Annotated in this window: 28 protein-coding genes; 4 read left to right on the forward strand and 24 right to left on the reverse strand. The window is 62.6% G+C overall.

Translation table 11 applies throughout. From position 1 onward, the window contains the following. The 4 genes from HMPREF2550_RS07865 to HMPREF2550_RS07880 form a co-directional block, all read right to left on the reverse strand. Positions 1–1,034: hypothetical protein (locus HMPREF2550_RS07865; protein WP_141760563.1), on the reverse strand; the 1,034-nt coding region annotated here is incomplete at its 3' end. A gap of 97 nt (positions 1,035–1,131) precedes the next feature. Continuing rightward, the gene (locus HMPREF2550_RS07870) at positions 1,132–1,713 is read right to left on the reverse strand and encodes a DUF3558 family protein (RefSeq protein ID WP_070790598.1); all 582 of its coding nucleotides are present in this window, start codon (positions 1,711–1,713) and stop codon (positions 1,132–1,134) included. A gap of 79 nt (positions 1,714–1,792) precedes the next feature. Beyond that, positions 1,793–2,737, reverse strand: coding sequence for a diacylglycerol/lipid kinase family protein (locus tag HMPREF2550_RS07875; RefSeq protein WP_070790612.1), 945 nt, complete (start codon positions 2,735–2,737; stop codon positions 1,793–1,795). Positions 2,738–2,784: 47 nt separating this feature from the next. After that, the gene (locus HMPREF2550_RS07880; protein ID WP_083319848.1) at positions 2,785–3,708 is read right to left on the reverse strand and encodes a CE1 family esterase; all 924 of its coding nucleotides are present in this window, start codon (positions 3,706–3,708) and stop codon (positions 2,785–2,787) included. 40 nt (positions 3,709–3,748) lie between these two features. Here HMPREF2550_RS07880 and HMPREF2550_RS07885 point away from each other — a divergent pair, with 40 nt between their 5' ends. Beyond that, positions 3,749–4,534 carry a class I SAM-dependent methyltransferase gene (locus HMPREF2550_RS07885; RefSeq protein WP_070790599.1) on the forward strand — a complete coding sequence of 262 codons (786 nt, stop codon included), beginning with the start codon at positions 3,749–3,751 and terminating at the stop codon, positions 4,532–4,534. Here the strand turns inward: HMPREF2550_RS07885 and der are convergent, their stop codons facing one another. The 20 genes from der to HMPREF2550_RS11895 form a co-directional block, all read right to left on the reverse strand. Further along, on the reverse strand, positions 4,535–6,016 hold the full coding sequence (der, locus tag HMPREF2550_RS07890; protein WP_246819788.1) for a ribosome biogenesis GTPase Der: 1,482 nt from the start codon (positions 6,014–6,016) through the stop codon (positions 4,535–4,537). A gap of 86 nt (positions 6,017–6,102) precedes the next feature. Further along, entirely contained in the window at positions 6,103–6,807 is a 705-nt protein-coding gene (gene cmk, locus HMPREF2550_RS07895; RefSeq protein ID WP_070790600.1) for a (d)CMP kinase, read from the reverse strand. Continuing rightward, positions 6,808–7,737 (reverse strand): pseudouridine synthase, encoded by a 930-nt coding sequence (locus tag HMPREF2550_RS07900; RefSeq protein WP_070790601.1) that lies wholly within the window; start codon positions 7,735–7,737, stop codon positions 6,808–6,810. Between the two features lie 109 nt (positions 7,738–7,846). Beyond that, positions 7,847–8,398 (reverse strand): SMC-Scp complex subunit ScpB, encoded by a 552-nt coding sequence (gene scpB, locus HMPREF2550_RS07905; RefSeq protein ID WP_070790602.1) that lies wholly within the window; start codon positions 8,396–8,398, stop codon positions 7,847–7,849. 67 nt (positions 8,399–8,465) lie between these two features. Further along, a complete protein-coding gene (locus HMPREF2550_RS07910; RefSeq protein WP_246817412.1) occupies positions 8,466–9,302 on the reverse strand; it encodes a segregation and condensation protein A in 837 nt (278 codons plus the stop codon). Between the two features lie 6 nt (positions 9,303–9,308). Further along, complete coding sequence (locus tag HMPREF2550_RS07915) at positions 9,309–10,190, reverse strand: ParA family protein (RefSeq protein ID WP_038590468.1); 882 nt, start codon at positions 10,188–10,190, stop codon at positions 9,309–9,311. 128 nt (positions 10,191–10,318) lie between these two features. Beyond that, positions 10,319–11,377: a hypothetical protein gene (locus HMPREF2550_RS07920; protein WP_246819787.1), complete on the reverse strand. Its 1,059-nt coding sequence runs from the start codon at positions 11,375–11,377 to the stop codon at positions 10,319–10,321. Between the two features lie 99 nt (positions 11,378–11,476). Beyond that, on the reverse strand, positions 11,477–12,382 hold the full coding sequence (xerD, locus tag HMPREF2550_RS07925; protein WP_070790603.1) for a site-specific tyrosine recombinase XerD: 906 nt from the start codon (positions 12,380–12,382) through the stop codon (positions 11,477–11,479). After that, complete coding sequence (locus HMPREF2550_RS07930) at positions 12,383–13,018, reverse strand: NUDIX domain-containing protein (RefSeq protein WP_070790604.1); 636 nt, start codon at positions 13,016–13,018, stop codon at positions 12,383–12,385. It abuts the gene before it with no gap. A 2-nt stretch (positions 13,019–13,020) separates the two neighbouring features. Then, positions 13,021–13,881 (reverse strand): copper transporter, encoded by an 861-nt coding sequence (locus tag HMPREF2550_RS07935; protein WP_070790605.1) that lies wholly within the window; start codon positions 13,879–13,881, stop codon positions 13,021–13,023. Between the two features lie 20 nt (positions 13,882–13,901). Then, positions 13,902–15,098, reverse strand: coding sequence for a putative cytokinetic ring protein SteA (steA, locus tag HMPREF2550_RS07940; protein WP_070790606.1), 1,197 nt, complete (start codon positions 15,096–15,098; stop codon positions 13,902–13,904). A 53-nt stretch (positions 15,099–15,151) separates the two neighbouring features. After that, positions 15,152–16,879: a DNA repair protein RecN gene (recN, locus tag HMPREF2550_RS07945; protein ID WP_070790607.1), complete on the reverse strand. Its 1,728-nt coding sequence runs from the start codon at positions 16,877–16,879 to the stop codon at positions 15,152–15,154. Positions 16,880–16,898: 19 nt separating this feature from the next. Then, entirely contained in the window at positions 16,899–17,816 is a 918-nt protein-coding gene (locus HMPREF2550_RS07950; RefSeq protein ID WP_038590454.1) for an NAD kinase, read from the reverse strand. After that, positions 17,813–18,643: a TlyA family RNA methyltransferase gene (locus HMPREF2550_RS07955; protein WP_070790608.1), complete on the reverse strand. Its 831-nt coding sequence runs from the start codon at positions 18,641–18,643 to the stop codon at positions 17,813–17,815. The genes HMPREF2550_RS07950 and HMPREF2550_RS07955 overlap by 4 nt, the downstream gene beginning before the upstream one ends. A 20-nt stretch (positions 18,644–18,663) precedes the next feature. Beyond that, on the reverse strand, positions 18,664–18,831 hold the full coding sequence (locus HMPREF2550_RS12280; RefSeq protein WP_168167697.1) for a hypothetical protein: 168 nt from the start codon (positions 18,829–18,831) through the stop codon (positions 18,664–18,666). Between the two features lies 1 nt (position 18,832). Further along, positions 18,833–19,822 carry an HAD-IIA family hydrolase gene (locus HMPREF2550_RS07960; RefSeq protein ID WP_070790609.1) on the reverse strand — a complete coding sequence of 330 codons (990 nt, stop codon included), beginning with the start codon at positions 19,820–19,822 and terminating at the stop codon, positions 18,833–18,835. Positions 19,823–19,838: 16 nt separating this feature from the next. Then, entirely contained in the window at positions 19,839–20,513 is a 675-nt protein-coding gene (locus HMPREF2550_RS07965) for a hypothetical protein (RefSeq protein WP_070790610.1), read from the reverse strand. Positions 20,514–21,207: 694 nt separating this feature from the next. Continuing rightward, positions 21,208–21,561, reverse strand: a complete 354-nt coding sequence (locus HMPREF2550_RS12625; RefSeq protein ID WP_083319850.1) for a pentapeptide repeat-containing protein — start codon at positions 21,559–21,561, stop codon at positions 21,208–21,210. 131 nt (positions 21,562–21,692) lie between these two features. After that, positions 21,693–22,364 (reverse strand): response regulator, encoded by a 672-nt coding sequence (locus HMPREF2550_RS11890; protein WP_034964032.1) that lies wholly within the window; start codon positions 22,362–22,364, stop codon positions 21,693–21,695. Next, positions 22,361–23,749: a sensor histidine kinase gene (locus tag HMPREF2550_RS11895; RefSeq protein ID WP_168165069.1), complete on the reverse strand. Its 1,389-nt coding sequence runs from the start codon at positions 23,747–23,749 to the stop codon at positions 22,361–22,363. Before HMPREF2550_RS11895 ends, HMPREF2550_RS11890 begins: the two co-directional genes overlap by 4 nt. A 211-nt stretch (positions 23,750–23,960) precedes the next feature. Here HMPREF2550_RS11895 and HMPREF2550_RS11900 point away from each other — a divergent pair, with 211 nt between their 5' ends. Genes HMPREF2550_RS11900 through HMPREF2550_RS07975 form a run of 3 tightly spaced genes read left to right on the forward strand, consistent with a single transcriptional unit; the run spans position 23,961 to position 26,232 of the window. Next, positions 23,961–24,590 (forward strand): phosphatase PAP2 family protein, encoded by a 630-nt coding sequence (locus tag HMPREF2550_RS11900; protein ID WP_246819790.1) that lies wholly within the window; start codon positions 23,961–23,963, stop codon positions 24,588–24,590. Beyond that, positions 24,587–25,504, forward strand: coding sequence for an ATP-binding cassette domain-containing protein (locus HMPREF2550_RS11905; protein WP_034964029.1), 918 nt, complete (start codon positions 24,587–24,589; stop codon positions 25,502–25,504). The genes HMPREF2550_RS11900 and HMPREF2550_RS11905 overlap by 4 nt, the downstream gene beginning before the upstream one ends. Continuing rightward, complete coding sequence (locus tag HMPREF2550_RS07975) at positions 25,501–26,232, forward strand: ABC transporter permease (RefSeq protein ID WP_005291905.1); 732 nt, start codon at positions 25,501–25,503, stop codon at positions 26,230–26,232. The genes HMPREF2550_RS11905 and HMPREF2550_RS07975 overlap by 4 nt, the downstream gene beginning before the upstream one ends. Positions 26,233–26,570 lie beyond the last annotated feature (338 nt).

Genomic DNA, 26,570 nt, shown 5'->3' on the forward strand with positions numbered 1-26,570 from the left:
GGGGTGGGCAACCCATACTCACCAACCACCTGCGAAGGAGTCACCGCCTGCCCCAGCGCACCAAGACCGGCAGCAGTAAACGCATCACGCAACGTCCGCGGCAAGGGTGACTCCCCAAACCCCGGCGCCTGCGGGCTTGGCATATCCCCCACCGCAAACCCATCACCAGGAATAGAACCCAAATCCGGCAGCAGCCGATCAAACACCGGCACCACCGGCTGCAACGACGCAGTCAACCTCGGTGGAAACACCCCCAAATACGACTGCTCAAACAACGCCCGCGACGGACCTGGCAAGCCAGCCCACACCGCCATAGAACCATGTGCCATCAGCTGTTCCGCACCAGCAACCTGCGCCAGACCAGCCGCATGCCCCTGCATCAACACCGAACGGGCCACATACTCCTGGCCCACACGAGACACCTCACCAAGCTTGTTGATCGCACGGGCAACAAACTCCGTTTCCGAAGAATCAGCAAGCAAACCGGCGACCGCCGGCAACTGTGCGACCACCGACTGCACCAAGGCAGCGTTCTTCGCCCAAAATGCCGCTGCCGCTGTTGCTTGTGCGACCTGGGTGGCCATCAACTGCTGATGCAACACCGGAAGCGATCCTTGCGCACCCGCAGCAGGGCGTGGGTTGGCAAAGGAGTTCGCGTTTTCATACTGCGACAACGTCCGCCCCATCAGACCGGCTACCGCGCCAGCACCACCGGAGCGCTCCACCACACCAATCGAGCCCAACAAGCCTGCAACAGACCCATCAGCGCGGGAAGTATTCTCCGCACTGACCCGCAGCACATCAGCCACTGTTTGCAGCCACTCCCCCAACACCCGATTCGCCTCCGGCGCAGACGCCGACGACACACGCGAATGCGTCCGCCCCACACCATCCAAACCAGACACCAAAGAAAAGCCCGACATCGGCGATACGAAAAGATCAGTGCTGCCGACGCGGATTTCATCCGCCATTGCGTTGAGCATATTGGCAGCAGCCAACGCCTGGTCAAGATCCAAGTTAATATTCTTGGTCATATTTCCCCCATAAATATAAGTTTCAGCAGTTTGCCGAATCCCCTCGCTAGTGAAGCTACCTCATCTTCGTCTGCTTCGCTAGGCCTCAATTCCCCAATTAACGTACTCCAAACAGCCGTTCGAGATTTTCCGTGGCGAGTCGGCAGGTATCGTTTCTTCCCCTTTCGGCTCCTCTTTCGGCTATCCCAACACCTATCGATCCTCGGGTCGTATCAACCTGTGCGACGCAGAGGAACGGATCTTGGGCTGGATCCATCTGCGTAAAGAGTCCATCCACAACCGAGTCCGGGTGCGCAAGTACTACCCCTTCCTTCCCTGATGCCATCTCTTCATTCATTTTTGTGGCGGTTACCATTCGTGAAACCTTCGGGCGTAGCTCATCGGCTCGGCAACTGTTTGTGTCAGGGTTGCGATAACCCGTTGCAATTTCCAGGCTCTCCACCCCCGTCATCCCCGCCGCCGCGTACTCTTCTGCGGAGATTTCGGTACACGGGTCGAAGAGATCGTCGCCAAGCGTGTCCGGATCAAAATCCCCGAGCTCCAGCGTCCCACTCGCAAAATGGAACGCGGGGGCTTCAGGCTCCGCCACCTCCGCGACCTGCTCGCCGCCTTCAGCAGCACACCCCGCGAGCAGCCCAACCGCCAGAATGTACAGCGCACTCGTCGTCCTTTTCCCCATAACTTCCCCCCTGATTCACACGCGGATCCAAGCGCCACCAGTATGGCGGAGCGCCGCACCGCGCGCCACCGCAGCGCCGCTACACGCACACCTTCAGTGCGCCTGCGTCGACTGAGATTTCAACTGCGGTGACCTCGCCAACCGGGTCGCCGTCGACTTCGAAGATTTCCGGGGCGGCAAAGAAGGCCTTGACGTGGCTGCCTTCCGAATACTCCAGGTCGGCGAAGTTGACCACCGGCGGGTCGGGGTTGAGTCCTCGCAGCCGCGCGGCCTTGTTCGCCACCAGGTTCAGCCCGATCTTGGTCCACCCGATGGGCCCGCGCGGTGCCATGCCGACGGCGTTGAGCAGGCCGTCGTCGGGGCGGGCTTCGGGAAGCAGGGGGATCTCGTTGATGAGCTCCCCGCAGTTGCCAAAGATCAGGGTGTGCAGACGGGCGGCGTGGGTGCGATGCCCGTCGACGGTGTAGGTCACGTTGATCCGGTTGCCGCCGCGCAGCGAGCGCGCGATCCCGGAGATATAGGCCAGCGGGCCGATGCGCCGTTTGAGGCCCTCGTCGGTGTACTCGATCATCTGCGCGTCCAGCCCGACCCCGGCCATCACGAGAAAGCCAAGGCGTTCGTTGCTGGCGTCGGGGCGTGAGAGTTTGGCGCGGCAGACGTCGATAAGCATGTGCTCGCCGCGGAAAGCTCTGCTTACCGACGCCTCGAGCCCCAAGTCCAAGCGCAGATTGCGCGCCAACAGATTCCCGGTGCCGGTCGGCACGATGCCCAGCGCAATCCCGGAGTTGGCCAGCGCGGTGCCGACCTGGCGAACCGTGCCGTCGCCGCCGGCGACCAGCACCACATCGACGTCGGAGCGGTGCAGCGCGGCGGCCTCCGCCTCGCCAGAGTCGTCCGGGGTCGTGGCGATCCACTCGATCCGGCACTCGCTCGGCGCATGGCGCGCGACCACCGCGCGGAGGCGATCCTTATCGATCTTGGCAGGATTGAACACGACGACGGCGGCTCGTGGAGAATTCTGCATCACACCGCACAAGCATAGGGCACGGGGCCGAAACTTCCCGGTACCTTTTAGCGCATCGGCACGCCGAAGAACGCGAGTTGTGTTCGCGTGGCGAACCCGCGGGTCGTCGTCTCCGAGGTGTCGTAGGCACCGCCCGGCCAAATGTGCGGTCCGCCGGTGACTCGGTAGTGCACCAGGGGCGCGTCGCAGCCGTCCCAGCGCAGCTCGGATACCGTCTCGGAGAGAGGCTTTTCCACGTACTCGGGCGCGCAGTGGTTGCGCTGCGCGGTCTCCTCCAGCATCGCCTCGATCGACTCGTAAGCCGTGTCGTGGCGCTCGCCGCCGGAGTAGCTCATCACCGAATCGTCAGTGCCGTGGAAATCCACGTGCTTGATCGGGATGGAGGAGCAGCCCTCCGAGACCCGGTGGTAAAACGCCGCTGAGACGGAAGCGACCGCGGTAAAGTCCTGCGGGCGCTGGCAGCCCAGGTAGGTAGCAAACCCGCCGCCGTTGGACAGGCCAGTGGCAAACACGCGCGCCTTGTCCACGGAGTACTCGCTCATGACTTCCTCGCGTACCGCGTCGACAAACGCAAGGTCTTCGCCACCCGACGTCTTCGCGTACGGCGCCGGTGCCCACGCGCGTCCGACCCCGTCCAGGTAGACCACGATCGCGTCAGCGACATCAAGCCGCGAATACTTGCGTATCGACGCCGCGTCTTCCCCATAGCCGTGGAACGCAAAAATCATGGGTAGGTTCGCGCGCTGCTTAGCCCCGGGCGGGACGCTAAGCAGGTAGCTTCGCTCGCGCTCGCCAACCTGGATCTTTCGCTCGTGTGTGTCCGGCCTGCTCCACGGCTCCACCTCAGCCACATGGTCGCGCACCGAGGAGGGCACGATTTCCGAGATCTGTTCCGGCGCATCCGCGCACGCGGCACTACAAAGCACCACACCGGCCGCAGCCAGCAGGCCCGCCGTGCGCAGTGCTGTCATAGTTCCTCCCAAAACCTTCGACCCGGTACATTAGTCGATTATGAAGCCCAGTGGAAAGCAGCAACCCGCCTTCCGCGACGAGCAGCATCGCACCAGCTCAGCGCGCGCTTTTAGCGACGGAGCGACGCTCTACCACGCGGTGCGCCCCTCCTACCCGCCCGCCGTCGCCAGGCTTTTGGGCACGCTCTCTCAGCGCGCGGGCGGCACCCGCATCCTCGACGTGGGTGCCGGCACCGGCAAGCTCACCGAGCTGTTTCGCGACGCGGACCAGCACGTGTTCGCCTGCGACCCATCCGCCGACATGACCCGCGTGCTGCGTGAGCATCTGCCCGAGGTGCCCGTCTGGCGCGCCACCGCAGAGGCCACCGCGCTTGCCGACGCCGCCGTCGACGCCATCACATGCGCCCAAACCTGGCACTGGGTCGACACAGCCGCCGCCAGCGCCGAGGCCGCCCGCGTGACCAGCGAAGGCGGCAAACTGCTGCTGTGCTGGAACACGCTGGCCGTCAACCACCCGTGGGTCTTAAGGCTCAGCCGCATCATGCACTCGGGTGATGTGCAGCGCGCCGGGTTTTACCCGGAGGTCGCGCGTCCCTGGGTACTCGAGGGCGAGCTGCGCGAGACCTGGGCACAGATCGTCACCACCGACGAGTGCTTCGACCTGATGGCCTCACGCTCCTACTGGCTCCGCGCAAACCAGAAGACGCGGGAGAAGATGGTGGCCAACCTGGACTGGTACCTCCACGAGCGGCTCGGCTTCGAGCGCGGACAACGCATCCCGCTTCCCTACCGCGTCGACGCGTTCGTGTACCGGAAGCAGGGCTAGTTACTTACGACGCCGCGGGTTCCGCTCACGCACGCGCACCGCGATGCGCACCGGCGTGCCGTGGTAGCCGAAGGTCTCGCGGAACTTGCGTTCCAGGTAGCGTCGATAGCCTCCGTCCAAGAAACCGGTGGTAAACAGCACGATTGTCGGCGGGCGGGTGGTTGCCATCGTGGCGAACAGGAGCTTGGGCAGCCGGTTGTTCTTCATCGGCGGCGGGTTCGCGGCAATCGCCTCGCGCAGCCAGTTGTTCAGCTGGCCGGTGGAGATGCGCTTATCCCAGTTCTCCAGCGCCTCCGTCATCGCCTTCTCCAGACGGTGCAGGCCGCGGCCGGTTTCTGCCGAGATGTTCAGCTTGGTCACCCACGGCAGGTGGCCCATCATCTCGTCGAACTCGCGGTCAAAGTAGTACCGGCGGTCCTCCTCCATCAGGTCCCACTTGTTAAAGCAGATCACCATCGCCTTGCCCGCCTCGAGCACCATGGAGATGACGCGCTGGTCCTGCTCCGAGATCTCCTCGGAGGCGTCGATCAGCACGACGCAGACCTCGGCCGCATCAATCGTGCCGCGGGTGCGCAGGCTCGCGTAGTACTCGTGACCCTGGGCGTTCTTGACCTTCTTACGCAGGCCGGCGGTGTCGATGAACTTCCACATGTGCTCATCCAACTGGATCATCTCGTCCACCGGATCCACCGTGGTGCCTGCCACGTTATCCACCACCGAGCGGTGCGACTTGGCGAGCTTGTTCAGAAGGCTCGACTTGCCCACGTTGGGGCGGCCGACCAGTGCTACGCGGCGCGGGCCATCCGTAATGGAGGGCTTGGCGCGCGGCTCGTCCGGGAACAGGCGCAGAATCTCGTCGAGCACGTCAGCGCCGCCGCGGCCGTGCAGCGCCGAGACCGGCCACAGATCGCCCAGACCGAGCCCGTAGAACTCGGCGGCGTCGCCCCACTGCGACTCGGATTCGAACTTATTCGCCACCAGGATCACCGGCACCGGGGAGCGCTGGAGGTTGCGCGCCATCACCGCGTCCGTCTCGGTAATCGCCGTCTGTGCGTCGACCACCATCACGATCACGTCGGCGGTCTCCATCGCGGCCTCCGCCTGGCGCGCGATCGCGCCGTGGATGCCGCGGGCGTTGGGATCCCAACCGCCGGTGTCCTGGACCCAGAAGCGACGCCCGCCCCAGTCGGCCAGGTAACTCACCCGGTCGCGCGTGACACCGGGGTGGTCTTCCACCACGGCCTCCCTGCGCCCAATGAACCTGTTGACCAGGCTCGACTTACCCACATTCGGCCGACCCACGATCGCCACCGTGGGCAGGTTCTCCTCCACCACGTCGGGGCGCATGATGCCGAAGGACTCTTCGATCTCTGCCCAGTCTTCGTCGGTGTATTCGGCGAAGTCAGCATCTGAAAAGTCGCTGGTGCCAAAGTCGGCGTCGTAAAACTCGGCGTCATCCGCCCCGAGGGTTTCGGGGCTCAGCTCCTCGTAGCCGGAGGCGTCGATGCCCGGCTGGATGAACTCCGTCTCGGGTGCGTTCTCGGCACCCGTTTCCTTGTGCTCCTGGGTCACTGCGCGCTCCTTTCGATCAGCCCAATGAGGGCATCGAGCACCTCGTCGGGGGCCATTGCTGAGGTATCAATTACTTCCGCATCATCAGCGGGGCGCAGCGGACTGGTCGCGCGGGAAGAGTCCAGCTCGTCGCGGCGCTGCACGTCCGCCAGCACCGTGTCAAAATCGGCGTCGCGGCCGGCGGCGACGTCCTGGTCGTAGCGGCGCTGGGCGCGAACCTCGGCGGAAGCGGTCATGAAGGCCTTCGCGGGGGCGTCGGCAAGCACGACGGTGCCGATGTCGCGGCCCTCCACGATCGCGCGGTGCGCCTCGCGGGCGAGCTTGCGCTGCAGCTCAACCAGGTTCACGCGCACCTCGGGAATCGCAGACACCGCGGAGACGTTCCGGGTGACCTCCGGGCCGCGGATCTCGCCGGAGACGTCCTCGCCTGCCAGCAAGACCTCCTTGGCGTCCGGGTCGTCGGAGACCTCGAGCGGCAGATCCTTCGTCGCCTCAATCACGGCCTGCGTATCCGCCGGGTCGACGCCCGCGCGCAGCACTGCGAGTGTGGCCACCCGGTACATCGCGCCGGTATCCACGTACTTTGCGTCCAAGCGCTTTGCGAGCGCGCGGCAGGTGGTGGACTTGCCGGTGCCGGACGGCCCGTCGACGGCCAGGATGAGCCCGCCGTCAGGCATATTAGAAATCTGTGCGGTACCCATTTACATCTGCACCGCCTTGTACAACGAGGCCAGCTCGGAAGAATTCAGCGCGCGCATCGCGCCCGGCTTCATGTCGCCCAGCTGCACGGTGTGCACCTTGGTGCGCACCAAGCGCTGGACCGGGAAGCCGCATTCCTTGAGCATGCGGCGCACGATGTGCTTGCGGCCCTCGTGCAGCTCGACGCGGACCAAGGACTGACCGTTGTGTACGTCGACGATCTGTGCGTAGTCGGCCTTCGCCGTGCCGTCGTCAAGCACAATGCCCTCTTTGAGCTTCTTGACCAGGTCGCCTTTCGCCTCGCCCAGCACGGTGGCCAGGTAGGTCTTGGACACGTTGTACTTCGGGTGCGTCAGCCGGTTGGCCAGCTCCCCGTCGTTGGTCAGAAGCAGCAGGCCCTCCGTGTCCGCGTCCAAGCGGCCCACGTGGAACAAGCGCTGGCCAGAAGCCGTGCGCTCCGATAGGTAGGAGCCGACCGAAGTGCGATCGAACTCGTCCTGCATGGTGGTCTGCACCCCGCGCGGCTTGTTGAACGCGAAGTACTCCATCTCCTCGTTGACGTTGATGCGGGTGCCGTCCACGCGGATAATGTCCACATTCGGGTTCACGCGCGTGCCCTGCACCGTGATGATCTTGCCGTTGACCTCGACGCGGCCCTGGTCGATCATCACCTCCGCGTGACGACGCGACGCCACACCCGCCTGGGCAAGCACCTTCTGCAGCCGGATCCCGTCCGTTTTCTGCTTCCGAGCCTTCGTCTCATCGTCGTCCCACCAATTGTCTTCCAGCGGGTGCGGCTCATGCTTCTTCGCGTTTTCGCGCCGTTTGTCCAGGCGCACGTTCTGCTTCTTTGCCGGCTTTGCGTAGGAAGGGTAGAACGGCTCGTCCTTCCCCGTATCCGGTGTGCCGTCTCGGCGAGCGGGAGGAGTCATGTGTGAATCCTTTACATCCATATTGGGGTTGTGCGGGTGCCGCCAGCAAAAACGGCACCGCGCGTGTTCGCAGCAGAGTCTACCAGCGCCAACCGGCGTCTACCAGCCGCTACCACGCGTCCTCGATCGCGTCGACCTCTGGCAGCAGCGGGGCGAGATCCGGCAGCCGCGACAGCGAGTCGATCCCCAACAGCTCCAAGAACAGCTCGGTGGTGACGTAGCGGTGCGCACCTGTCGCCTCGTCCGGGTCTACCTCCGCGATCAGCCCGCGCAGCGTGAGCGTGCGCATCACCCCGTCTACGTTCACGCCGCGCACGCCGGCGACCTGCGCGCGCGTGACCGGCTGGCGGTAGGCCACCACTGCGAGCGTCTCTAGCGCCGCACGGCTGAGCTTGGACTGCGTCCCATCCAGCACAAAGGCCTCGACCGCCACCGCGTTCTGCGGGCGCGTGTACAGCCTCCACCCCTCTTGCGTCTCGCGTAAGTCGATCCCGCTACCGCGCGCGTCCAGCTCCGCGGCCCACTCGCGCAAAACCGCGTCGACATCCTCGCGGGTCGCGCCCAGCACACCCGCGACGGCCTCCGCCTCCACCGGCGTGTCCACCACCAGCAGAATCGACTCCACGCGCGAGCGCAGCTGGGAAACCATCGGCATATCCATGCCCACAGTCTATAAGGGGCTCTTGCTTGCCGACGCCCACGTGCCCGCACCGGCAGCGCGAGCCCACCTACGCCCAGTTACTCGCCGCGACGACGGCCGGATCCACCTCGAGCCCGGTCCAGGACACCTCCAGCGGACCGAGTGCTTCCTCCTGCTTCGTCTCCACAGCGCGCGCTTTGTAAAGCTCGAGCAGCGCGAGGAAGCGGCCGACAATCTCCATCGACAGCGCGCAGTCCTTCGTCAGCGAGGCGAAACTGAGCCACTGGCTCGCCCCCACCACCTTCAGCGTGTCCAGGATGCGACCGGCCTGCTCCGGCACCGAAACCTCCACCGCGTGCAGGTGGTCCACGCCGACCTCCTCCGGCGGCTTGGGGCGGAACACGCTGGCAGCCAGCTGCGCGAAGCTCGCCGGGGTGTGCCCGAGATTGACCGGCGGCAGCAGGTCCGCGAACTGCGGTTCCATGGACACCGCGCGTGGGTAGCGCCGCTGCGCGTGCTTCTGCCACTCGGCGAACTGGTCTGCCACCTGCTGGTAGGCGCGGTACTGCAAAAGGCGGGCGAAGAGCAGGTCCCTTGACTCCAAAAGCTCGATGTCCTCGATCTCCTCGTCCTCGCCGCGGGGCACAAGCCGCGCCGCCTTAAGGTCGAGCAGAGTGGCCGCGACCAGGATGAACTCGGTAATCTCGTCCAGGTTCGCGGTCTCACCAAGCGCGCGGGTGTACGCGATGAACTCGTCGGTCACTTCGGCGAGCGCAACCTCGGTCACGTCAAGTTTCTTTGAGCTAATCAGGTTTAAGAGCAGGTCGAAGGGGCCCTCGAAATTGTTGAGGACCAGCCGGAACCCGGTAATCTCCGGCTGCTCGCCCACCTGACCTTGGGTGCCGCCGCTTGCGGGGTCAGCCACGCCGCCCTACGCCGTGCCCCGCTCGGTGCGCTCGAGGAGCTCGCGCGCGAGGTTGCGGTATTGCTCCGCGCCCTGCGAACGCGGTGCCCAGGTGATGATCGGCTCGCCGGCCACCGAGGTCTCCGGGAAACGCACGGTGCGGGTGATCACGGTGTCAAAGACTCGCTCGCCGAAGACCTCCACCACGCGGTCCATGACCTCGCGCGCGTGCGTGGTGCGACGGTCAAACATGGTAACCAAGATGCCCACGATGTCCAGGTCGAAATTGATGCGGTCGCGCACCTTCTCCACGGTATCGGTGAGCAGGGCGAGCCCGCGCAGCGAGAAGTACTCGCACTCCATTGGAATGATCACGCCGTGGGAGCAGGCCAGCGCGTTGACGGTGAGCAAGCCGAGCGACGGCCCGCAGTCAATGATGATGATGTCGTACTCGTTGCGCACCGGGCGCAGCGCGCGAGCCAGGGTGTGCTCGCGCCCGACCTCGTTGACCAGCTGGATTTCCGCCGCCGAAAGGTCAATGTTGGCGGGCACCAGATCGAGACCGCTGACGTTCGAGTGCTTGATTGCGGCGTGGATGCTCGCCGTGTTGTCAAAGAGCAGGTCGTAGACCGTCACCTGCTCCTCGTCGTGGGAAACGCCCAAACCTGCAGACAGCGCGCCCTGGGGGTCTAAGTCAACCAGGAGGACTTTCCTGCCCTGCTCCGCCAGGCAGGCACCGAGGTTGATCGTCGACGTCGTCTTGCCCACGCCGCCCTTCTGGTTCACCATCGACAGCACGGTGGCCGGGCCGTGCTTGTCCAGCGGTGCCGGTTCGGGGAACTCGCGGTAGGGGCGTCCCGTGAGGAAGGTTTTCTGCTCGGAGGCATCGAACAGTGCGTCATCTGCCATTGTCGGTCCTTTCCTTCAGCCGTCGGCCCAAACGTCCAGTGAGCATCTGTACATCCAAATCCGCGCCAGCGGCGAAGCGCCCAAAGTTCCGCCGTAACGCTTGACGCGTCTATCTTACAACGTTGGCATTAACCGCGTGCGCGGGAACGGCGGACGAAGAACACAATGATCAGCGCCAGCGCAGCAAGCAGCGCGACCCCGCCGATCACGAGCGGGAGCACCGAGCTGCCCTTACTCGAAGAGTCAACGGTACCGCCTTGATCTTCCACCGGTTGCGCCCCATCCTCCGTGCCCGCAGCAGGCGCGTTCGTCGCCGTAATCTCCGCGATGAACTCTGCCTTGCCGTCGCGCACAACCTCCATGATGAAGGGGTTATCAGGGGTCTCCCCTTCCGGATACGTCAACGTCATGGTCCGCTTCGCCGCATCCACGTCGCGCTTCACACCCTTGATGATGTTGCCCTGCGCGTCCACGTAGCGCAGCTTCGCACCCTCGCGGTCCGCGTTGGCATACTTCATCAGGTCACGGGCCTTGCGCAGCGAGACCTTCACCACGAGCGTGTTGCCGTCGATCTCACCGTCAAAGGCCAGCCGCTTCGCACCAGAGGTGTCGACTTCCTCCGCCTTCTGTCGGTCGCCGCGCGCGGGTGCTGCCTCACCGCCGCCCCCGCTGCTTTGCGACGCCCCGCCGCCGCCCTCACCACCGGAGCCGCCTTCACCAGCGCCACCGGCGCTTTCACCGGAATTCTCTCCATCGCCCTCGCTGGCACTTCCGCCGCCGGTTCCGCCAGCAGCTGCGCCACCGCCGCCTTCCGCGACGTCGTCGGCGTCGGCCTGCTCGCCCTCACCGACAGCGACGAGGTTCACCGTAGCCGTCATGCCACCGGCGCTCGCGGGCACGCTCGCCGTGGCACCCGGCGTATCCGGCGCGGTGACAGAGACTTGCGTACCGTTCGAGGTGACCTGCCACCCACCGCTGGAGTAGTTCACGTCCACCGGGACGCCGAGGTCCACGGTGGTGGTCTCGCCGGCGCGGACGGTGACCTCGGAGGGAATCATGGACTGCACTTCAGCCGGGTTCACGCCCTCGGGCAGCTGTGCGGGCGCGATCGGTGCTGAGGCCAATGCCAGTGCTGCGACCGCGGCGACGCTCAGTGTTGCGCGGGCGGCTGTGCGGGAATACGTCACGGGTGCAAACCCTCCTGTGTGTGAACAAAACGTGCAAAACGGTTAATCTACATCCTCCGGCTGGCAGCGCCTGACACGGTGCGCACAGCTAACCATGAGTTAGGCGCGCGGGTGCGCCTGCTGCCACACCTCGCGCAGGTTTGCAGCGGTCACATGCGTGTAAATCTGCGTGGTGGTCACCGAGGAATGCCCGAGCAATTCCTGGACCGTCCGTACGTCGGCGCCGCCCTCGAGCAGATGGGTGGCAAAGGAGTGGCGCAGCGTGTGCGGAGAGATATCTTTCTCAATCCCAGCGCGACGCGCCGCCTGCTTCAGCACCGTCCACGCGCTTTGCCGCGACAAGGCCCCGCCGCGGGTATTCAAGAACAGCGCGTGGCTCTTCCCGGTGGCGAACGCGGGTCGCACGCGCACCAGGTATGCGCCGACGGCCGCCTGGGCGTGCGAGCCGACCGGCACCAGCCGCTGCTTGTTGCCCTTGCCGGTGACCGTGATGACGCCTTCGGTGTCGTGCACGTCGTCCACGTTCAGCGAGAGCACTTCCGAGACGCGCGCCCCCGTAGCGTACAAAAGCTCTAGCAGCGCCCGGTCCCGTACGCCGATTGGTGTCTCGGTCGGGCAAGCGTCCAGTAGCGCCTCGACTTCGTGCACGCTCAAGGTGTCGGGCAGCTTCTCCCCCTGCTTAGGCGGTGCCACCTCGGCGGCGACGTCGGCGTCGAGTACGCCCTCGGCCACGCCGAACTTGTGCAGCCCGCGGGCAACGACCAACGCTCGGGCGGTCGATGAGGTCGACAGCCCGCGCGCCCCATCTACTCCGCGGCGTAGGTCAGCCACATAGGCTTCCACGTCGCGTGCCGTCACCTGCCGCAAATCGGTGATGTCGGCGCGTTCGAGCCAGGTGAGGTAGCGATTGACGTCGCGTCGATAATTGCTCTCCGTGTGCGCCGAAACCCCGCGCTCGACGATGAGGTGGGTCAGCCAGCGCTCGGCGAGTGTGCGCGCGTCCACCTAGATCCGCTTCAGATCCGGGCCCGTACGGCGCTTGGCCAGGGACGTCGGGCGGTACTCGAAGGGGGTGTCCACCGACCGCGGGGTGGCGCGGCCTGCGGCGACCTCGCTCGCGGCCAGGACACCGGCAATCGCAATCGAGTTGACGATCTTCCCGCGCAGCACAGCATCCCGCGCCTGCTCAAGCGGCATCCAGCGCACGGTCATGTCCGCTTCCTCGTCCTCGGCTGGCGGACGCGGCACCTCGCGCAGGTCCCGGGCGAGAAAAACGCGCACCGCTTCCTCCGCAAACCCGGGCGAGGTCACCAGGTCGACCAACACGGCCCAGTTGCCAGCCTCCAGGCCGGCTTCCTCGACTAACTCGCGCTTCGCGCAGGTCAGCTCGTCCTCGCCCGACATGTCGAGCAGCCCGGCGGGCAGCTCGAGCAGGCGGCGGCGAACAGCGTGCCGGTACTGCTCCACCACGGCGATCTCACCTGCCTCGTTGAGGGCGACCACGGCGACCGCGCCGAAGTGCTCGACGATTTCTCGGTTGGCCACCTTGCCGCCCGGCATCTCGACGCGGTCGCGCCGCAGCGCCAAGATCGGCGACTGGGCAAGCAGCTCGGAGCCTGTCACAGTGAACTCGTGGGCCACGTCTAAGACTCCTCGTCCGCGGCGACGCCGAGCACCGTCCGGATACGGCCAGCCTCGGTCTCCACTGCCTCGATGAAGGTGGCCTGCTCAAGCTCCGGGGCCTTCCACGCGCCCATCTCGCGCACGCTCAGCACGGTGGTACCCGTGCCGCCGAGCGCGTCGGCGAAGTCTCCGAGCAGCTGCTGGCCGAACTCGCCGGCCTCGCCTGCATTCTCTGCGTCACCGGCATCCGCGGTGTCCCCGCCGACGATCACGATCGCATCGGCTGGAACAACGTCGCCGGAAAAGTCGAGGAAGCCGCCCTCACGCAGCGCGTCGAGCACGAACTGCCGGTCCCCGGCTGCAGCGATCCCCTCGCCGGTTTCGGGATCCGCGAACAGCGCGGCCCCCAGCGACTCGCCGGCATGCACACCGGGACGGCGCTGCTCCACCGACAGCTGCGCGCCCGCCGGCAGCGTGTTGGCGATCAGCGAGGACAACGCATCCGCGGAGTCCTGCGAGGTGAACTTCTCCGTCAGCGCGATCTCGCCGGAGTTCTTCGCGCCCGCCCGGTCGAGCAGCCAGCGCACCGCGGCGACGTCCTCGTCGGCGGCGCGCGCTGTGCGCAGTACTGTCACGTGGGCGTCGTCAAGCGTGCCGCTGACGAGTGCCGCGGAGTGGTCGCCGAGCAGGCTATCCGCATCATCGGCGTAAGATTCCGCGCGCTGCATCTCGCGCATCGAGGCGGCAGATTCCTGCCCGAAAGGCTCGCCCTCGCTGTGCATCGCAGGCGCAAGCACGAGTGCACCCGCGGCCACGCCGAGCGCGATACCCCAGCCGAGACCCGCAACGACAAGCCCGCTTGCACGTGAAGAATCAGACATATTTGGCTACCCCTTCTCCGCTATTCAAACAGGCTCTGCACCGACAACGCGATGCTGTTCCAGGTGTTAATCAAGTTCTCGCTGAAGTCGCCCGCGCCGTAGAGTCCCACGACCACGACGATCGTGGCAAACGCCACCAGGATGCCTAGAATGGCCCACGCCCACGCGACGCCGCCGTTTGACGGCACGGCGTAGAGCTGCTCAATCACCGTCGAATCCACTAGCTTGCGGCCTGCCTTCATGCGGGTCAGCAGCGCCTCCGGCTGCGTGGAGTCTGGGTCAGCAAAGATTTGGTCAAGCTCCACGGCTTCACCAACGGTGATGATCATGTCGGGATCGTGGAACACGGCGAGTAAAATCGCCAGGTCCGTCGGCGATTCCGTCGCCGCAGGGAAGGTCATCGCGCCCACCCCAAGATCCTGGATACGCTCGAGGCCCGGGGCGAAGCCGTCCGTCTCCGCAGGCAGGATCACCCGTGCGCCGCTGCGCAAGCTTGTCGACGCAATACCCGTCGGATCCCCCACGATATAGTCCGGCTCATAGCCCAGCTCCACCAGCGTGTCCGCAGCCGGCCCCACGCCGACGATGACCGGGGTGAACTCGCGGATGAAGTTCTTGATCCCCTTCAGCCGCTCGCGCGTCTCCGGCCCCGGAGAGACCACCAGCACCTTGCGCTCGAGCATGGCGTCGCCAAGGTCGGGGACGCCGAGGCCGTCGATAAGCAGCGGAGCCTCCGCATGCACAAACTCGATGGTGTTGCCGAAGTAGGCCTCCATCTGCTCCACCAGGTGCTGCTGCGCCTCAGTAAAGGTCGTGTCCAGGTCGGCGCGCTTGACCAGCTGAGCCGTCGCCGCCTGCTTCTTACCCACGGTGATCGTGCCGTCGGCGCTAATCGACGCCTTCTTCCCATCGCGCAGCTTTTCCCGGGTCGCGGTGTCGGTGCCGATGGCCTCGAACATGGTCACGTCGGCGTCGGCAAGCAGGTGCGGGCCATAGTTCGGCATCGCGCCGGTGGAAAACTGTGCCAGGTTCACCACCGCCTTCGGCTTGCGGGCAAGCAACGCCTCGGCTTGCCTGCGGGTCATGTCCGGCGAGTCAACGAGCGCGATATCGCCCTCCTGCATGCGCGACAGCCCCCGCCCCTGGGCAGTGCAATCGCGCAGCGTGCCCGTCAGCGCGGGCTGCGCAGATTCGGTGTTCCGGGAAGCAACAGTCATGCGTCATATTGTGCACCCGTGACCAGCCCGTATGGTGAAGGCGCGCGGGAGCGTCAGGCGCGCATTTCGCGCACCTCGCGCTGTGCTCGCTCGAAGAGTTCTGTGGCGTGGGCTCGGCCGGTATCAGAATCATCCAGGCCCGCCATCATGCGGGCGAGCTCGTCGATCCGGGCCGCGGCATCCAGGCTGAGCACCCCGGAGGTCACCGACTCGTCGCTGACGTCCTTGGCCACGTGCAGGTGCGTATCCGCGTACGCCGCCACCTGCGGCAGGTGCGTGACCACAATGACCTGGTTGTTGGCCGCCAAGCGCGCTAATCGACGCCCAATCTCCACCGCAGCGCGACCACCCACGCCCGCATCGACCTCGTCAAAGACCATGGTTGCCCCGCCACTGGCTCCAGACAAGATGACTTCAAGCGCGAGCATGACGCGGGACAGCTCGCCGCCGGAGGCGCTCGTGGCCAGCGGCTTCGGTTCCAGCGCGGTATTCGGTGCGAGGCGGATCTCCGCGGCATCTGCGCCACGCGGGCCGAAGTCGACCTCAGAAATCTCCACGCTCAACTGCGCCTTCGGCATGGCCAACCCGTGCAGCTCGCCGGTTACGGCCTGCCCCAGCTCCGCGGCCGCGGCCACGCGCGCCTTGGTCAGAGCCTTGGCGCGGGTGCGCATTTCCTTCTCCGCCGTCGCCACGCGCTTCTTCAGCGCCTCGATAGCCTCGTCAGAGGTATCGATCCGCGCCAAGCGCTCGGCGGCTTTAGCCCGCCACGCCAACACGCCTGCGATATCCGGCGCGTACTTGCGCGTCAGTGTTTTCAGCTCCTGCTGTCGCTGCAGGAGGCGATCAAGCTCGTCCGGGTCGCTGGGCAGTTCTGCAACGTAACTGCCGAGTTCCGCGGAGACGTCGCCAAGCAAGCTCGCGACCTCGTGCATCCTCGTGCCCAGCTCTTTCAGCACCGCGTCGCTGGCCCCGTCGAGCGCCGCCGCGGCGCGCCCCACCAGCGTGGACGCCGCGTCCTCGTCGCCGCCGTAGCCTCCGGCGGCCTCCGGCCCGTCGATCGCGGCAAGCGCAGTTTCGGCGGCCTCCCGCAGCGCGTCGACGTCCTGCAGGCGGTTGATCGTCTCGACCAGCTCGGCGTCCTCGCCCTCCTGCGGGTCGATCCCGTCGATCTCCTCCAAGGCGAACTGGAGCCGGTCCAGCTCTTGGGCGAGCTCCAATCGACGCTCCGTACGCTCCCGCAGATCCCGCGCCGCATCCCGCCACGCACGGTAGGCGCTGCGGTACTTCTCCAAAAGGCCCGCGATTTTCGGGTCGAAACGGTCCACCGCGGCGAGCTGCTCATCCGGCGACATCAGGCGCAGCTGGTCGTTCTGGCCGTGGATGGTCAGCAGCTCGCCCGCCAGCTCGCCCAACGTGGCCGCGGGCACCGTCCTCCCGCCCAGGTGGGCCTTCGAGCGGCCGGTCGCCTTCACGGAGCGGGATACGACGTACTCGCCGTTCTCATCCGCGCTCGCCCCCGCGCCCTCGGCGATCTCTTCGACGCGCGCCTGCGTGTCCTCCCCGATTCCGGCGAGGCTAAACGCGCCCTCTACCACGGCTTCCGCAGCACCGGTACGCACCCGGGATGCGTCCGCGCGGCCCCCAGTGAGCAGGCGCAGACCGGTGACCACCATGGTTTTGCCCGCACCAGTCTCGCCGGTGAGCACGGTCAACCCTGGCGCGAGTTCCGCCGAGGCGTGAGAGATCACGCCGAGGTTGCGAATGGCAATCTCTGCCAGCATGCATGCTCCTTTTCAAAAATCAGTAGCGGGGCCCGCGCCACCCGGAAACGGGCAGCTGGAACTTGTTTACCAGACGGTCGGTAAACGGACGATCATCCAACCGCACCCACCGTACCGGGCGCGAACCACGGATGACCTCCACACGGGAACCGGCCGGCATGGCAATCGAACGGAACCCGTCCATGATCACCACCGCGTCGCTCGTCGTCGGTTCGGACTCCACCGCCACGGTCGAGCGTGGCGAGACCACCAGCGGCTTCGCAAACAGCGCGTGCGCGTTATTAGGCACCACCAAAATCGCGTCGAGCGCCGGCCACATCACCGGTCCGCCCGCGGAAAAGGCGTACGCGGTCGAGCCGGTCGGGGTGGAAATGAGCACACCGTCGCACCCAAAGGAAGACACCGGCCGGAAATCCACCTCCAAGGTGGCGTCCAGCACCTGGGTGCGGTCCACGTTCTCGATGCTGCACTCGTTCAGCGCCCACCCGCGGCCGAGCTCCGTGTCCGAAGCATCGCGCACCATCACATCAATGGTCATGCGCTCCTCGACTCGGTAGGAACGCGAAATCACGTCCGCGATCACCTGCTCGAGGCTTTCCGCCTCACCTTCGGCCAAGAATCCGACGTGGCCAAGGTTGATCCCCAGCACCGGAATGTCCTGGGCGTGGGCGTAGCTCGCAGCGCGCAAGAACGTACCGTCACCGCCGAGCACCAGGACCAGCTCGCAGCCCGCCGCCGCGTCGAGTCCACCCGGGACCTGTTCGAGTTTCCGCAGTTCCGGGTCCTTGTTGATCGGGCTTTCCGCATCCTGTTCAAGCAGCCGGACGCGCAGGCCCGCGTCGGTAAGCAGCCGTGCCGCGGTGGCCGCGGAAGAAATATTGTCCGGCCGCGAGTAGTGCGGCACCAATAGGATCTCGCGCGTGGATGTCTCGCTCACGTCTCTTTGGGCCCTTCCTCTACTGCATGTGTAACCAGCGAATGTAGCTCTGCGGCATCAAGTGCGCTCGCGCCGCCGTCTTTGACCAGCCACAGGAAGTATTCTACGTTGCCGCTTGGGCCGGGGAGCCCGGACGCCGTCGCGCCCTTCACGCTCAAACCGAGCGACTGTGCAAACTCCGCGACCTCGGTGGTCACCTCCGCGCGCAACTCCGGGGAACGCACGACCCCGCCGTGCCCGAGGCGGTCCTTGCCCACCTCGAACTGCGGCTTGACCATCGGCAGCAGGTCCGCGCCCTCCGCCATGCACTCCACAATCGCTGGCAGCACCAGCTTCAGCGAGATGAACGACAAGTCGCCGACCATCAGGTCTGCCGGCTCACCCAGCTGCGTAAGCGTCAGGTGGCGGATGTTCGTCCGATCCAGCACCTGCACCCGCGGATCATTCTGCAGCCTCCAAACGAGCTGGCCATAGCCCACATCCACGGCGATGACTTCCTTCGCCCCGCGCTTGAGCAAGACATCGGTAAAGCCGCCTGTCGACGCCCCCGCGTCCAGCGCCCTGCGCCCGGCGACGTCGAGCCCCTGCGGGGTGAAAGCCTCGAGCGCGGACAGGAGCTTATGCGCCCCGCGCGAGGCCCATTCGTCCTCCTCGCCCACATCGACCTTGATCGACACGTCCGGCTCCACCACCGTGGCAGGCTTCGTTGCTGGGAAGCCGTTGACAGTTACTTTGCCTTCTTTGATCCAGGTCTGAGCCTGCTCACGCGAGCGCGCAATCTTGCGGCGAACCAGCTCTGCGTCGAGCCGTCTGCGTCCGGGTGCCACGTCCTTTTCCGTCTCCTTTTCTAGTTTTCGCGCAGCGCGTCGCTTAAGACGTCGTGGGCGCGGGCGAGTTGCGACGCTTCGTCGAGAAGCGAATCGGCAGGCTCCGCGAGGATTGCCTTCACGCGCTCGCGCACCTCCTGTGGGCTGTGCTGCGTTGTGCGCGGATCGTGCGGTTTCGGGGCGCTCACGCTACCACCACTTGGCCAGCGCGGCCTCCGCCGCAGCGGACTCAGCGCGGACATCGCTCGGAGGCGTCGGCTGCGACCAGGCGACCTCCAGCGCGGTAAGCAGCGCCTCGTGGCTGGTGGAGTCCGCGGTGCCGCCGTCGAGCACGAGCACATCGCCGCCAATGCTGGCAGAGAAACCGCCGTGCGCACCCGGGCGCAGAGAGGCGGGATCCGCAGTAAGGCCGCGCATGTCCTCCGCGATATAGGTCGGCCGCTGTTCGGCCGGGGCCTGCAAAAGTGCGCGCGGCCCAGACACACCGGTGAGCACGTGCAGGGTGGGCATGCCGGCGGCGACACCACCAGCGAGATCGGTGTCTAAGCGATCGCCGACACCCAGCGGGGCCTTCGCCCCAATGCGCTGCACGGCCTGCTGGAACATCGCGGGCTCGGGCTTGCCTGCCGAGGCGGGCACCACGCCGGTTGCCGACGTCACCGCAGCGATCATCGAACCGTTACCCACCATCAACCCGCGCTCCATGGGCAGGGTCGTGTCCCTGTTGGAAGCGAGGTACGTGGCACCGGCGCGAATAGCCAGCGCGGCCTCGGAAAGCTGCGCCCAACCCGTCTCCGGGTTGTGGCCGTGCAGGACGACTTTCGGCTGCTCGTCTGCGGAATCGACGAGGCGGTAACCGGCTTCTTGGACAAGATCGCGGAAGGACTGTGCGCCCAGCACGAGAACCGGATCGCCAGGTGCGAGCGCATCCGCTGCGAGGCCAAGCGCGGCCTGGGCCGAAGTCAGCACGTGCTCCGCGTCCGTAGGTAGGTTGATTGCCTCAAGCATCCGGGCCACCTCGGCCGCCGAGCGGGAGGCGTTGTTGGTGATGTACACGGCCGTACACCCAGAGGCGTTGATCGCTTCGACAGCGTGCGGGATCGCGCGCCCGCCCTCCCATACGGTGCCGTCGAGATCCAAGAGCAGCGCGTCGTGGAGGTCTTGCAAGGTCGCAGACATCAGCTTCTGTCTCCTCCTAGCTCAGCTCGCGGACACGTTCCTCAGCGTCCGTCATACCTTCAGCGTCTGCCTCAGCAACGGACTGGAACCACTCCTTGGCCTCATCGTTGCGCCCCACGGAGAGCAGCGCCTCCGCGTTCGCGTACGCAAGCCGCAGCTCAGAAACGGTCTCTGGGGTCTGCGTTGGTTCGAAGCGCGACAGCGTAGCCAGGGCAGACTCGTGCTGGCCCAGGTCGTGGCGAGCGCCCGCAAGCACGATGCCGAGCTCGATCCGGTCTTCCGGGGTCAGCTGGCGAGCCTCCGGAGTACGGCCAAGCTCCAGAGCCTTCTCCGGCCGACCAAGCCCGCGCTCAGCGTCCGCCATCACCGCGAGCAGACCTGGGCCGCCGCTCATGCGACGAGCCGCTCGCAGCTCGGAGAGCGCTTCCTTCCACTCGCCGGCGTGGTAGGCGACAACCCCGTTGGTCTCACGAACAACACCCACGCGACCTGCACGGTTCTTCGCCGCACGCGCGTGGCGTAGCGCAAGCTGGGGATCATCCTCCAGGACCTCGATCGCCATGACCATGTGCTGCGCTACCCGGTTCGCGTTGTCTTTCGACAGCACGCGCAAATCCTGCAGCACGGAGCGGTCGAGCTCGTTGATATCAATGCCGTCCGGCAGATCCGGCTCCTCAGCCTTCTTTGCCATACGATCTTCACGGAATCCCTGGCGGGACGGGTTCGAGCGGTCATGCCGAACCTTCTTGCCGCTAAAGCGATCGTCACGACCGTGGCCTCTACCACCACGACGGCCACCCGGCTTACCACCGCGTGGCTTTGCTCCACGACGATCACGGCCACCGCCGTATCCGCCTTCGCGCCTATGCGACGAGTGCTTCTCTTCCGACATTAATGCCCTTTCTTTTGCGTTCAACTCATTATAGGGGTTTACTGGCGCGGCCTGATGTCGGCGGCAGCCTGCGTACTTGCTGCGTGCTTGATTTCACTGGTGTGACGCGCCATTGACGCTAAAGGGGTGCGCGCGTTCGGCGTGTGGCGGTGTCGGCACGGGACGCGGGGTGCGGCGGTGTGTGGTCGTGGTGTGATGGGAATGATGTTGCTTTGGGGACCCAGCGCGTCTGGGGCGCTGATGGAGACACATCCGGGCTGATCCATCATTCAGACAGGGGTGTGCTGTACAGGTCGGTCGTCTACGCACAGACCCTGGATGAGTCGCGGGATATCGCTTCAGTTGGTTCAAAGGGCCCACCATCAGCGAGCGTTACACCACACTGGGGCGCGACTAAGATACCTTTTCATATGCGGAACACGGTGTGAACAAGAACGCCATCGTGTGTGATTGGTTGCCCATGACGAGGGCGGTCCAGGGGGCCGGAGCGTCTTTAATAGATTGCATTCTTAATTATGATGCCGGGCCACCTCTCGCAGATTTCCGTTTTGCCCACTTCCTGCAGACTGGACCCATCGGGGAACACAGTCCGCTCGTCAATCGTTGCTCCATCAAAAGTGTTCGCGTCGCAACTACACCCGTTTAAATTCGCTGCGACAAGAATCGCGCCTCGAAAATCGCACTCCTCTAATTTTGAATCCTCGAAAAGGGACATGCTCAAGTCGCACATCGTGAAGTCCGAACCACGAATATCGGCTTGTTGAACGATCAATGCGTTGACGTGTGCATGGGAAAAAGTGCACCATTTCAGACTTCCACTGAACGTCGTCGAATCGAGGTGTTGCATTCACCGCTTGAACCCGCCGGTCGACGCGCTAACCAATCGAAGCGCATTCCTGTGCAGACTGCAAAACCTCGGTCTTTCCAGAGAATGCGTGTGGTGCTTAAGTCTTCAGAAGAATCGTGGGGAGTCTAGTTTCAGAGTGAACTTTCTTTAGCATAGATGGCAATTAGTGAAGCCTCTACCCGGTTACGAGCGCCAGTAGTCCTCAGAATAGAGGACACATGAGCTTTGATTGTCCCAGGTGCTAAGTGCATAGATTGCGCGATCTCCGAATTGGTAGCGCCACGACTGAGCCGCACCAACACCTCTTGCTCTCTAGACGTAAGACGGCCAAACTTCTCCACAGCAGCTCGAACTTCTGCATAACGCGCAATCCTTTCAGGAGAAAGAAGCCTGCGTGCCACAGATGGGGAGAAAAAAGCCCCTCCCTCAGCAACCGCATGAACCGCAGTAAGCAAAAGCGACGGATCCCCCGCCTTTAGTACGAAACCATCTGCATCAAAACGAACAGCTTCCAACACATAATCGTCTTCACCAAAAGTAGTGACAATCACGCACGCTAGACGCTGTGGGCGTTGTCGAACTTTTCGCAACACATCTAAACCCGTCAGACCAGGCATCTGGATGTCCAAAAGTAAAACATCCGGTCGATACGCGTCAATCAAGTCCAGGGCCTCAGTACCGCTGGATGCCGAAGCTACCACGAAGATGGAAGAGTCAGATTCAAGCACACCCTTGATTCCAGCCTGTATAAGTGGATCATCGTCGACCACCATGACTCGCACTGGCTGCTTTTTACTACTCATCTGTCTTCTCCCCGAAGATAGTCCACCGACGACACCACATTCTCTTTGAAGCAAACCCGGTAAATATCTCCTGCAGAATCATCAAAAGTACGTGCCGTCACTGCATAATAATGGCACCCAGGTATGGGAAGGTCTCCCCGCCGAGGAGGAACCTCTCGGTCAGGTAATACACGTTCGATTTCTGCCTGATCACTACCCACCGTAATGCCTGCAAACTCTTCCGGAGGAAGCAACGCACGACTTTTCTGGAACGTAGACGCCACCTCAGTGCCAAGCAATCCAGCAACTATCAGGGAAGCGGTCAACAGCACTATCCGCTGCTGCGCATGTCTGATGCCCGGGTTAACCATCTCATTAGAAGCAGTAGACTCCTGGTCTTCAGTATTGATCAGGACACTTTGCTCGACTTGTAGAGGAATCGTCGCCTCGACCGAAAAAGTGCTCCTAGTTGCATCGACCTTTAGATCCCCGCCGCCGGCTCGAAGATCCCGAGTAAGCGCTGAAAGACCAACACCAGAGCTTCTATGCGCAACCTCTTGAACCGTCGTCGCATTAACCACTCGCGCTCGAAAGACCTCTCCAACTTCCACTAGATGAATGAAAATGTTTTCACCCGGTGCGTGCTTCATCGAATTAGTAATAGCCTCCTGGAGAAAACGGTAGAGAACTTTGTAGCCGCTTGTTTCTGCACAGATGCTGGTAGGTAAAGGATCAACAAAGATGGATGCCCCTGCATTTTGAGCATGTTTGATGAGCGCTTCGATAGAATCAGTTGCCCCGGGGGCAGGCTTGGCACCTAATCGGAGAGCAACAACTGAATCCCCCAACTGTTCGACTGCTTTGCCAAGGTCCTCGCGCGCAGAGGAGATGATGCTCCGAAGATTCTCGGGCAAAGCCGAATCCAGTTCGACGCGACTGAGATTCAAAGCTACAAGGCTGAGCGAATGGCCAAGTTCATCGTGCAAAGATTGGGCCAGTGAAAGCCGCTCAACAGATGCTTGACTTTGAAGATTAGCTACGTACTGGCGCCTTCGTAGATCTCGTTCCCGCTCAGCTCGTTTGCCCAGACTGACATACTGACGCACCGCTACCATGCACAGCCAGGGAATTCCCGCCCTGAGTATTGATGGGGGCAGTTCCCCCATCAGATAAAGCCAATGCCCGTCCTGCCAAATAGTTCTAGCCACACATGTGACTATCAAAACGACCAGTCCTGCTAGCCCAACGCTAACACCTCGTGATATCGCTCCAATTCCTACACCTAATGCTGTCAGAAAAGAAACTTCTAGGAGGCCAGGCTCTGGAACGGCTGCAATCAATCCAAAAAGTAAAGCGCAAACCATCTCCAAAAATCGCTGGGGATTTACGCGATTACGCAGAATCATATTCATAGTATGCCTGATAATCACCGTTCAGAGTACTGCCGATAGGGAGGCACTCGAGAAGTATTTCTATGCCAAAAGGCTTAGACAACTATGTCTCATCGGCAGATGTGTTGCCCATTAGACCCCCATAGCGTAAGTAACCATGAACGAAATTGATACCCAAACACACATATCGAGATCAATAACAAGACGGTCCGGACTGAAGATGGGGATGGGATGGGCGTGGATTGTCACTATCGCGCTACTCATCGGCTCCGCTATCTCATTCCCTGAGCGACAATTTCTATATTCGTCGATCGTTACGACGGTTCCGCGTATACACCTTGAAACGCTGGTCACCCTCATAGCAAGTAAAGGGCTGCTTATCCTAGTGGCAACAGCGACAGTTGTCGGCCTCTGGTGTCTTGCTCGATCGCGTGAAAGACTTTCAGTGTTTGCTTGTGCGGGAGTCGGTGTTGTCATCGCATATTTGCTGAGCGAAGGAATAAAGATTCTCGTTTCCGAGCCGAGACCATGTGCAAGCAGTATGCTCACGACCGCACTCACATGCCCAGACCCAGGTGATTGGTCGTGGCCTTCAAATCATTCAGTGCTGGCCGCGGCATTTGCTACAGCTTGCGTTCTTGCGCTATCTCGTACTAAATGGATCGTGGTACCTGTGGCAATTGTGATCGCCAGCTCCCGAGTCGCAGCTGGGGTGCACTACGTCCATGATGTGTTATCCGGACTGGCTTTAGGCGTTGTCACAGTTTGTCTGGTAGTGGTCTTGCTCCACCCGGTCTGGGTTCGCTTTGCAAACTCTGAACAAAGCAGACTTCGACACGAAGGCGGCCAAGCGTGATTACCGTAAGCAGACTAACGAAACAGTATCGAACATTCTCAGCTATCAACGATCTCACATTCACTGTCCCTGATGGCGCCATCACAGGTTTCCTAGGCCCCAATGGCGCAGGAAAATCTACGACTATGAGATGCATGCTTGGCCTAGACTGCCCAACCGCAGGCAATGTTCTCATAGACGGGCGCAAGCTTTCCCAACACGCGCAGCCGGCTAGAGCCGCTGGGGCAGTTTTAGATACATCATGGTTTCATGCTGGACGTTCAGGTTTAGCACACCTCGAAGTTGTTGCTGCATCAGCCGGGCTACCTCGTTCAGCAGTTCATGCTGTTTTGGAAGAGGTGGGGATGTCATCAGCTGCGCGTCGTCCCATGGGAAAATACTCATTGGGAATGAAACAACGACTCGGAATCGCGACAGCAATGCTTGGTCGCCCCCGGAATCTTATTCTAGATGAACCAATGAACGGCCTAGACCCCGAAGGCATGCTGTGGATGCGTTCCTACTTAACGAATCTAGCTACCCAGGGACATGCGGTATTCATCTCTTCACATCTGTTAAGTGAAATCGAGACCTTAGCCGACCGGATCCTTATCATCGGTCAAGGCCACATTCTCGGTGAATGGAACATGAAAGACTTCGTTAATTCTTCCCAGAACACCATCATAGCTACCAATGATGATTCTCGTCTGATGGGTGAGTTACGAAATTTGGGTGTCGATGTCAACAAGCTTCCAAACGGGCTTGAAGTCTCGTTTAATCAACGGATCCCAAATGTATTGGCACTGTCTCGTAAATGCCACGACGCGGACATTCTTATCACTAGCTTGGGTTCTAGCACTTCCACTTTGCAACAAGCCTTCCTAGAGCTTACTGCCACATCATCAGACTTTAACGCAAGAAGGTTTCAACCATGATTGCTGCTTTCCGCGCCGAACTGCGCCGTCTTATTTCTCTTCGCTCGACGGGTGTCTATGCGGTAATGCTTCTTGGCTGTTTTTTCGGACCGATCATCATCATGGCAGCAGTCTATGATGCCGAATACCAAGGACCTATCGATGCCAGTGATATTGGCAAATGTATCAGCATATTTCATGTTTTGGCGATAATCTTTAGTGGGGCATACACAGCTACCGAGATTCGATCTGGGTCCACAGCGATAGCTTTTCTCACTCAAACTTCTCGGTATTTGTCTTTGGTGGCGCACTATGTCGTCGAAGGTGTCTTTCTGGTCTGTGCATTTGCGATTGGTATACCGCTGGCCCTATTAGCTGGGATGTTGTACCCAGATGGATTGGAAATAGGCGTGGGAGCGCTACCGTATTGGGGGCTTTATTTGGGCATCGTATTGGTATGGTCATCGATGGCTACCTCTATCGCTGTTATTACGCGCTCTGTAGCTGCAGCCGTAGCGACCCCGATCACCTGGATGTTACTCATTGAACAACTCTTGGCGCAGATCCCAATGTTCGACGCTATAACGCCTTGGCTTCCGTTCGCGGCTTCCCACTCGCTGCTGGCTAGATCGTTGGGCGAGGCCACTAGTGTCTATCCAGCGCTTGCAACCGCGTTCGCTATCCTATCTCCTGCTTTCTTATTAGGAGTCTTGTCGTTCACCCTGCACTGCAAGCGTGATGCGCCCTAATTGGGATTTGATCTAGGTTACGAAACTCTCGGAGAGTCTGCTTTAGCAATAACTGGTTTGAAGCCTGCGGTTAGAGTGACCACTTTCTCCAGTGAAGGGATCGATCTACCAGGTCAAGACGGGAAGGTTGAGATTTTAGATCACCAGCTGCACCGCGTTTCGTCATAAATGAAGTGAAGTGCCCCGGGTTTTGTTCCTAGGCATTTGCCTTGATTTCTATTATTTCTTGGGTCGGGTTTGTTGCCCAAAACTCTGACTCAACCTCAGCAGGCGTGCGATAGTCGAGATTCTGATGGAGTCTGGTCTGGACCTGACCCCTGTTTGGTAGACACCTGATA

The sequence above is a fragment of the Corynebacterium sp. HMSC074A01 genome (genome assembly GCF_001831515.1).
In the GTDB taxonomy this organism is placed as follows: Bacteria; Actinomycetota; Actinomycetes; order Mycobacteriales; family Mycobacteriaceae; genus Corynebacterium.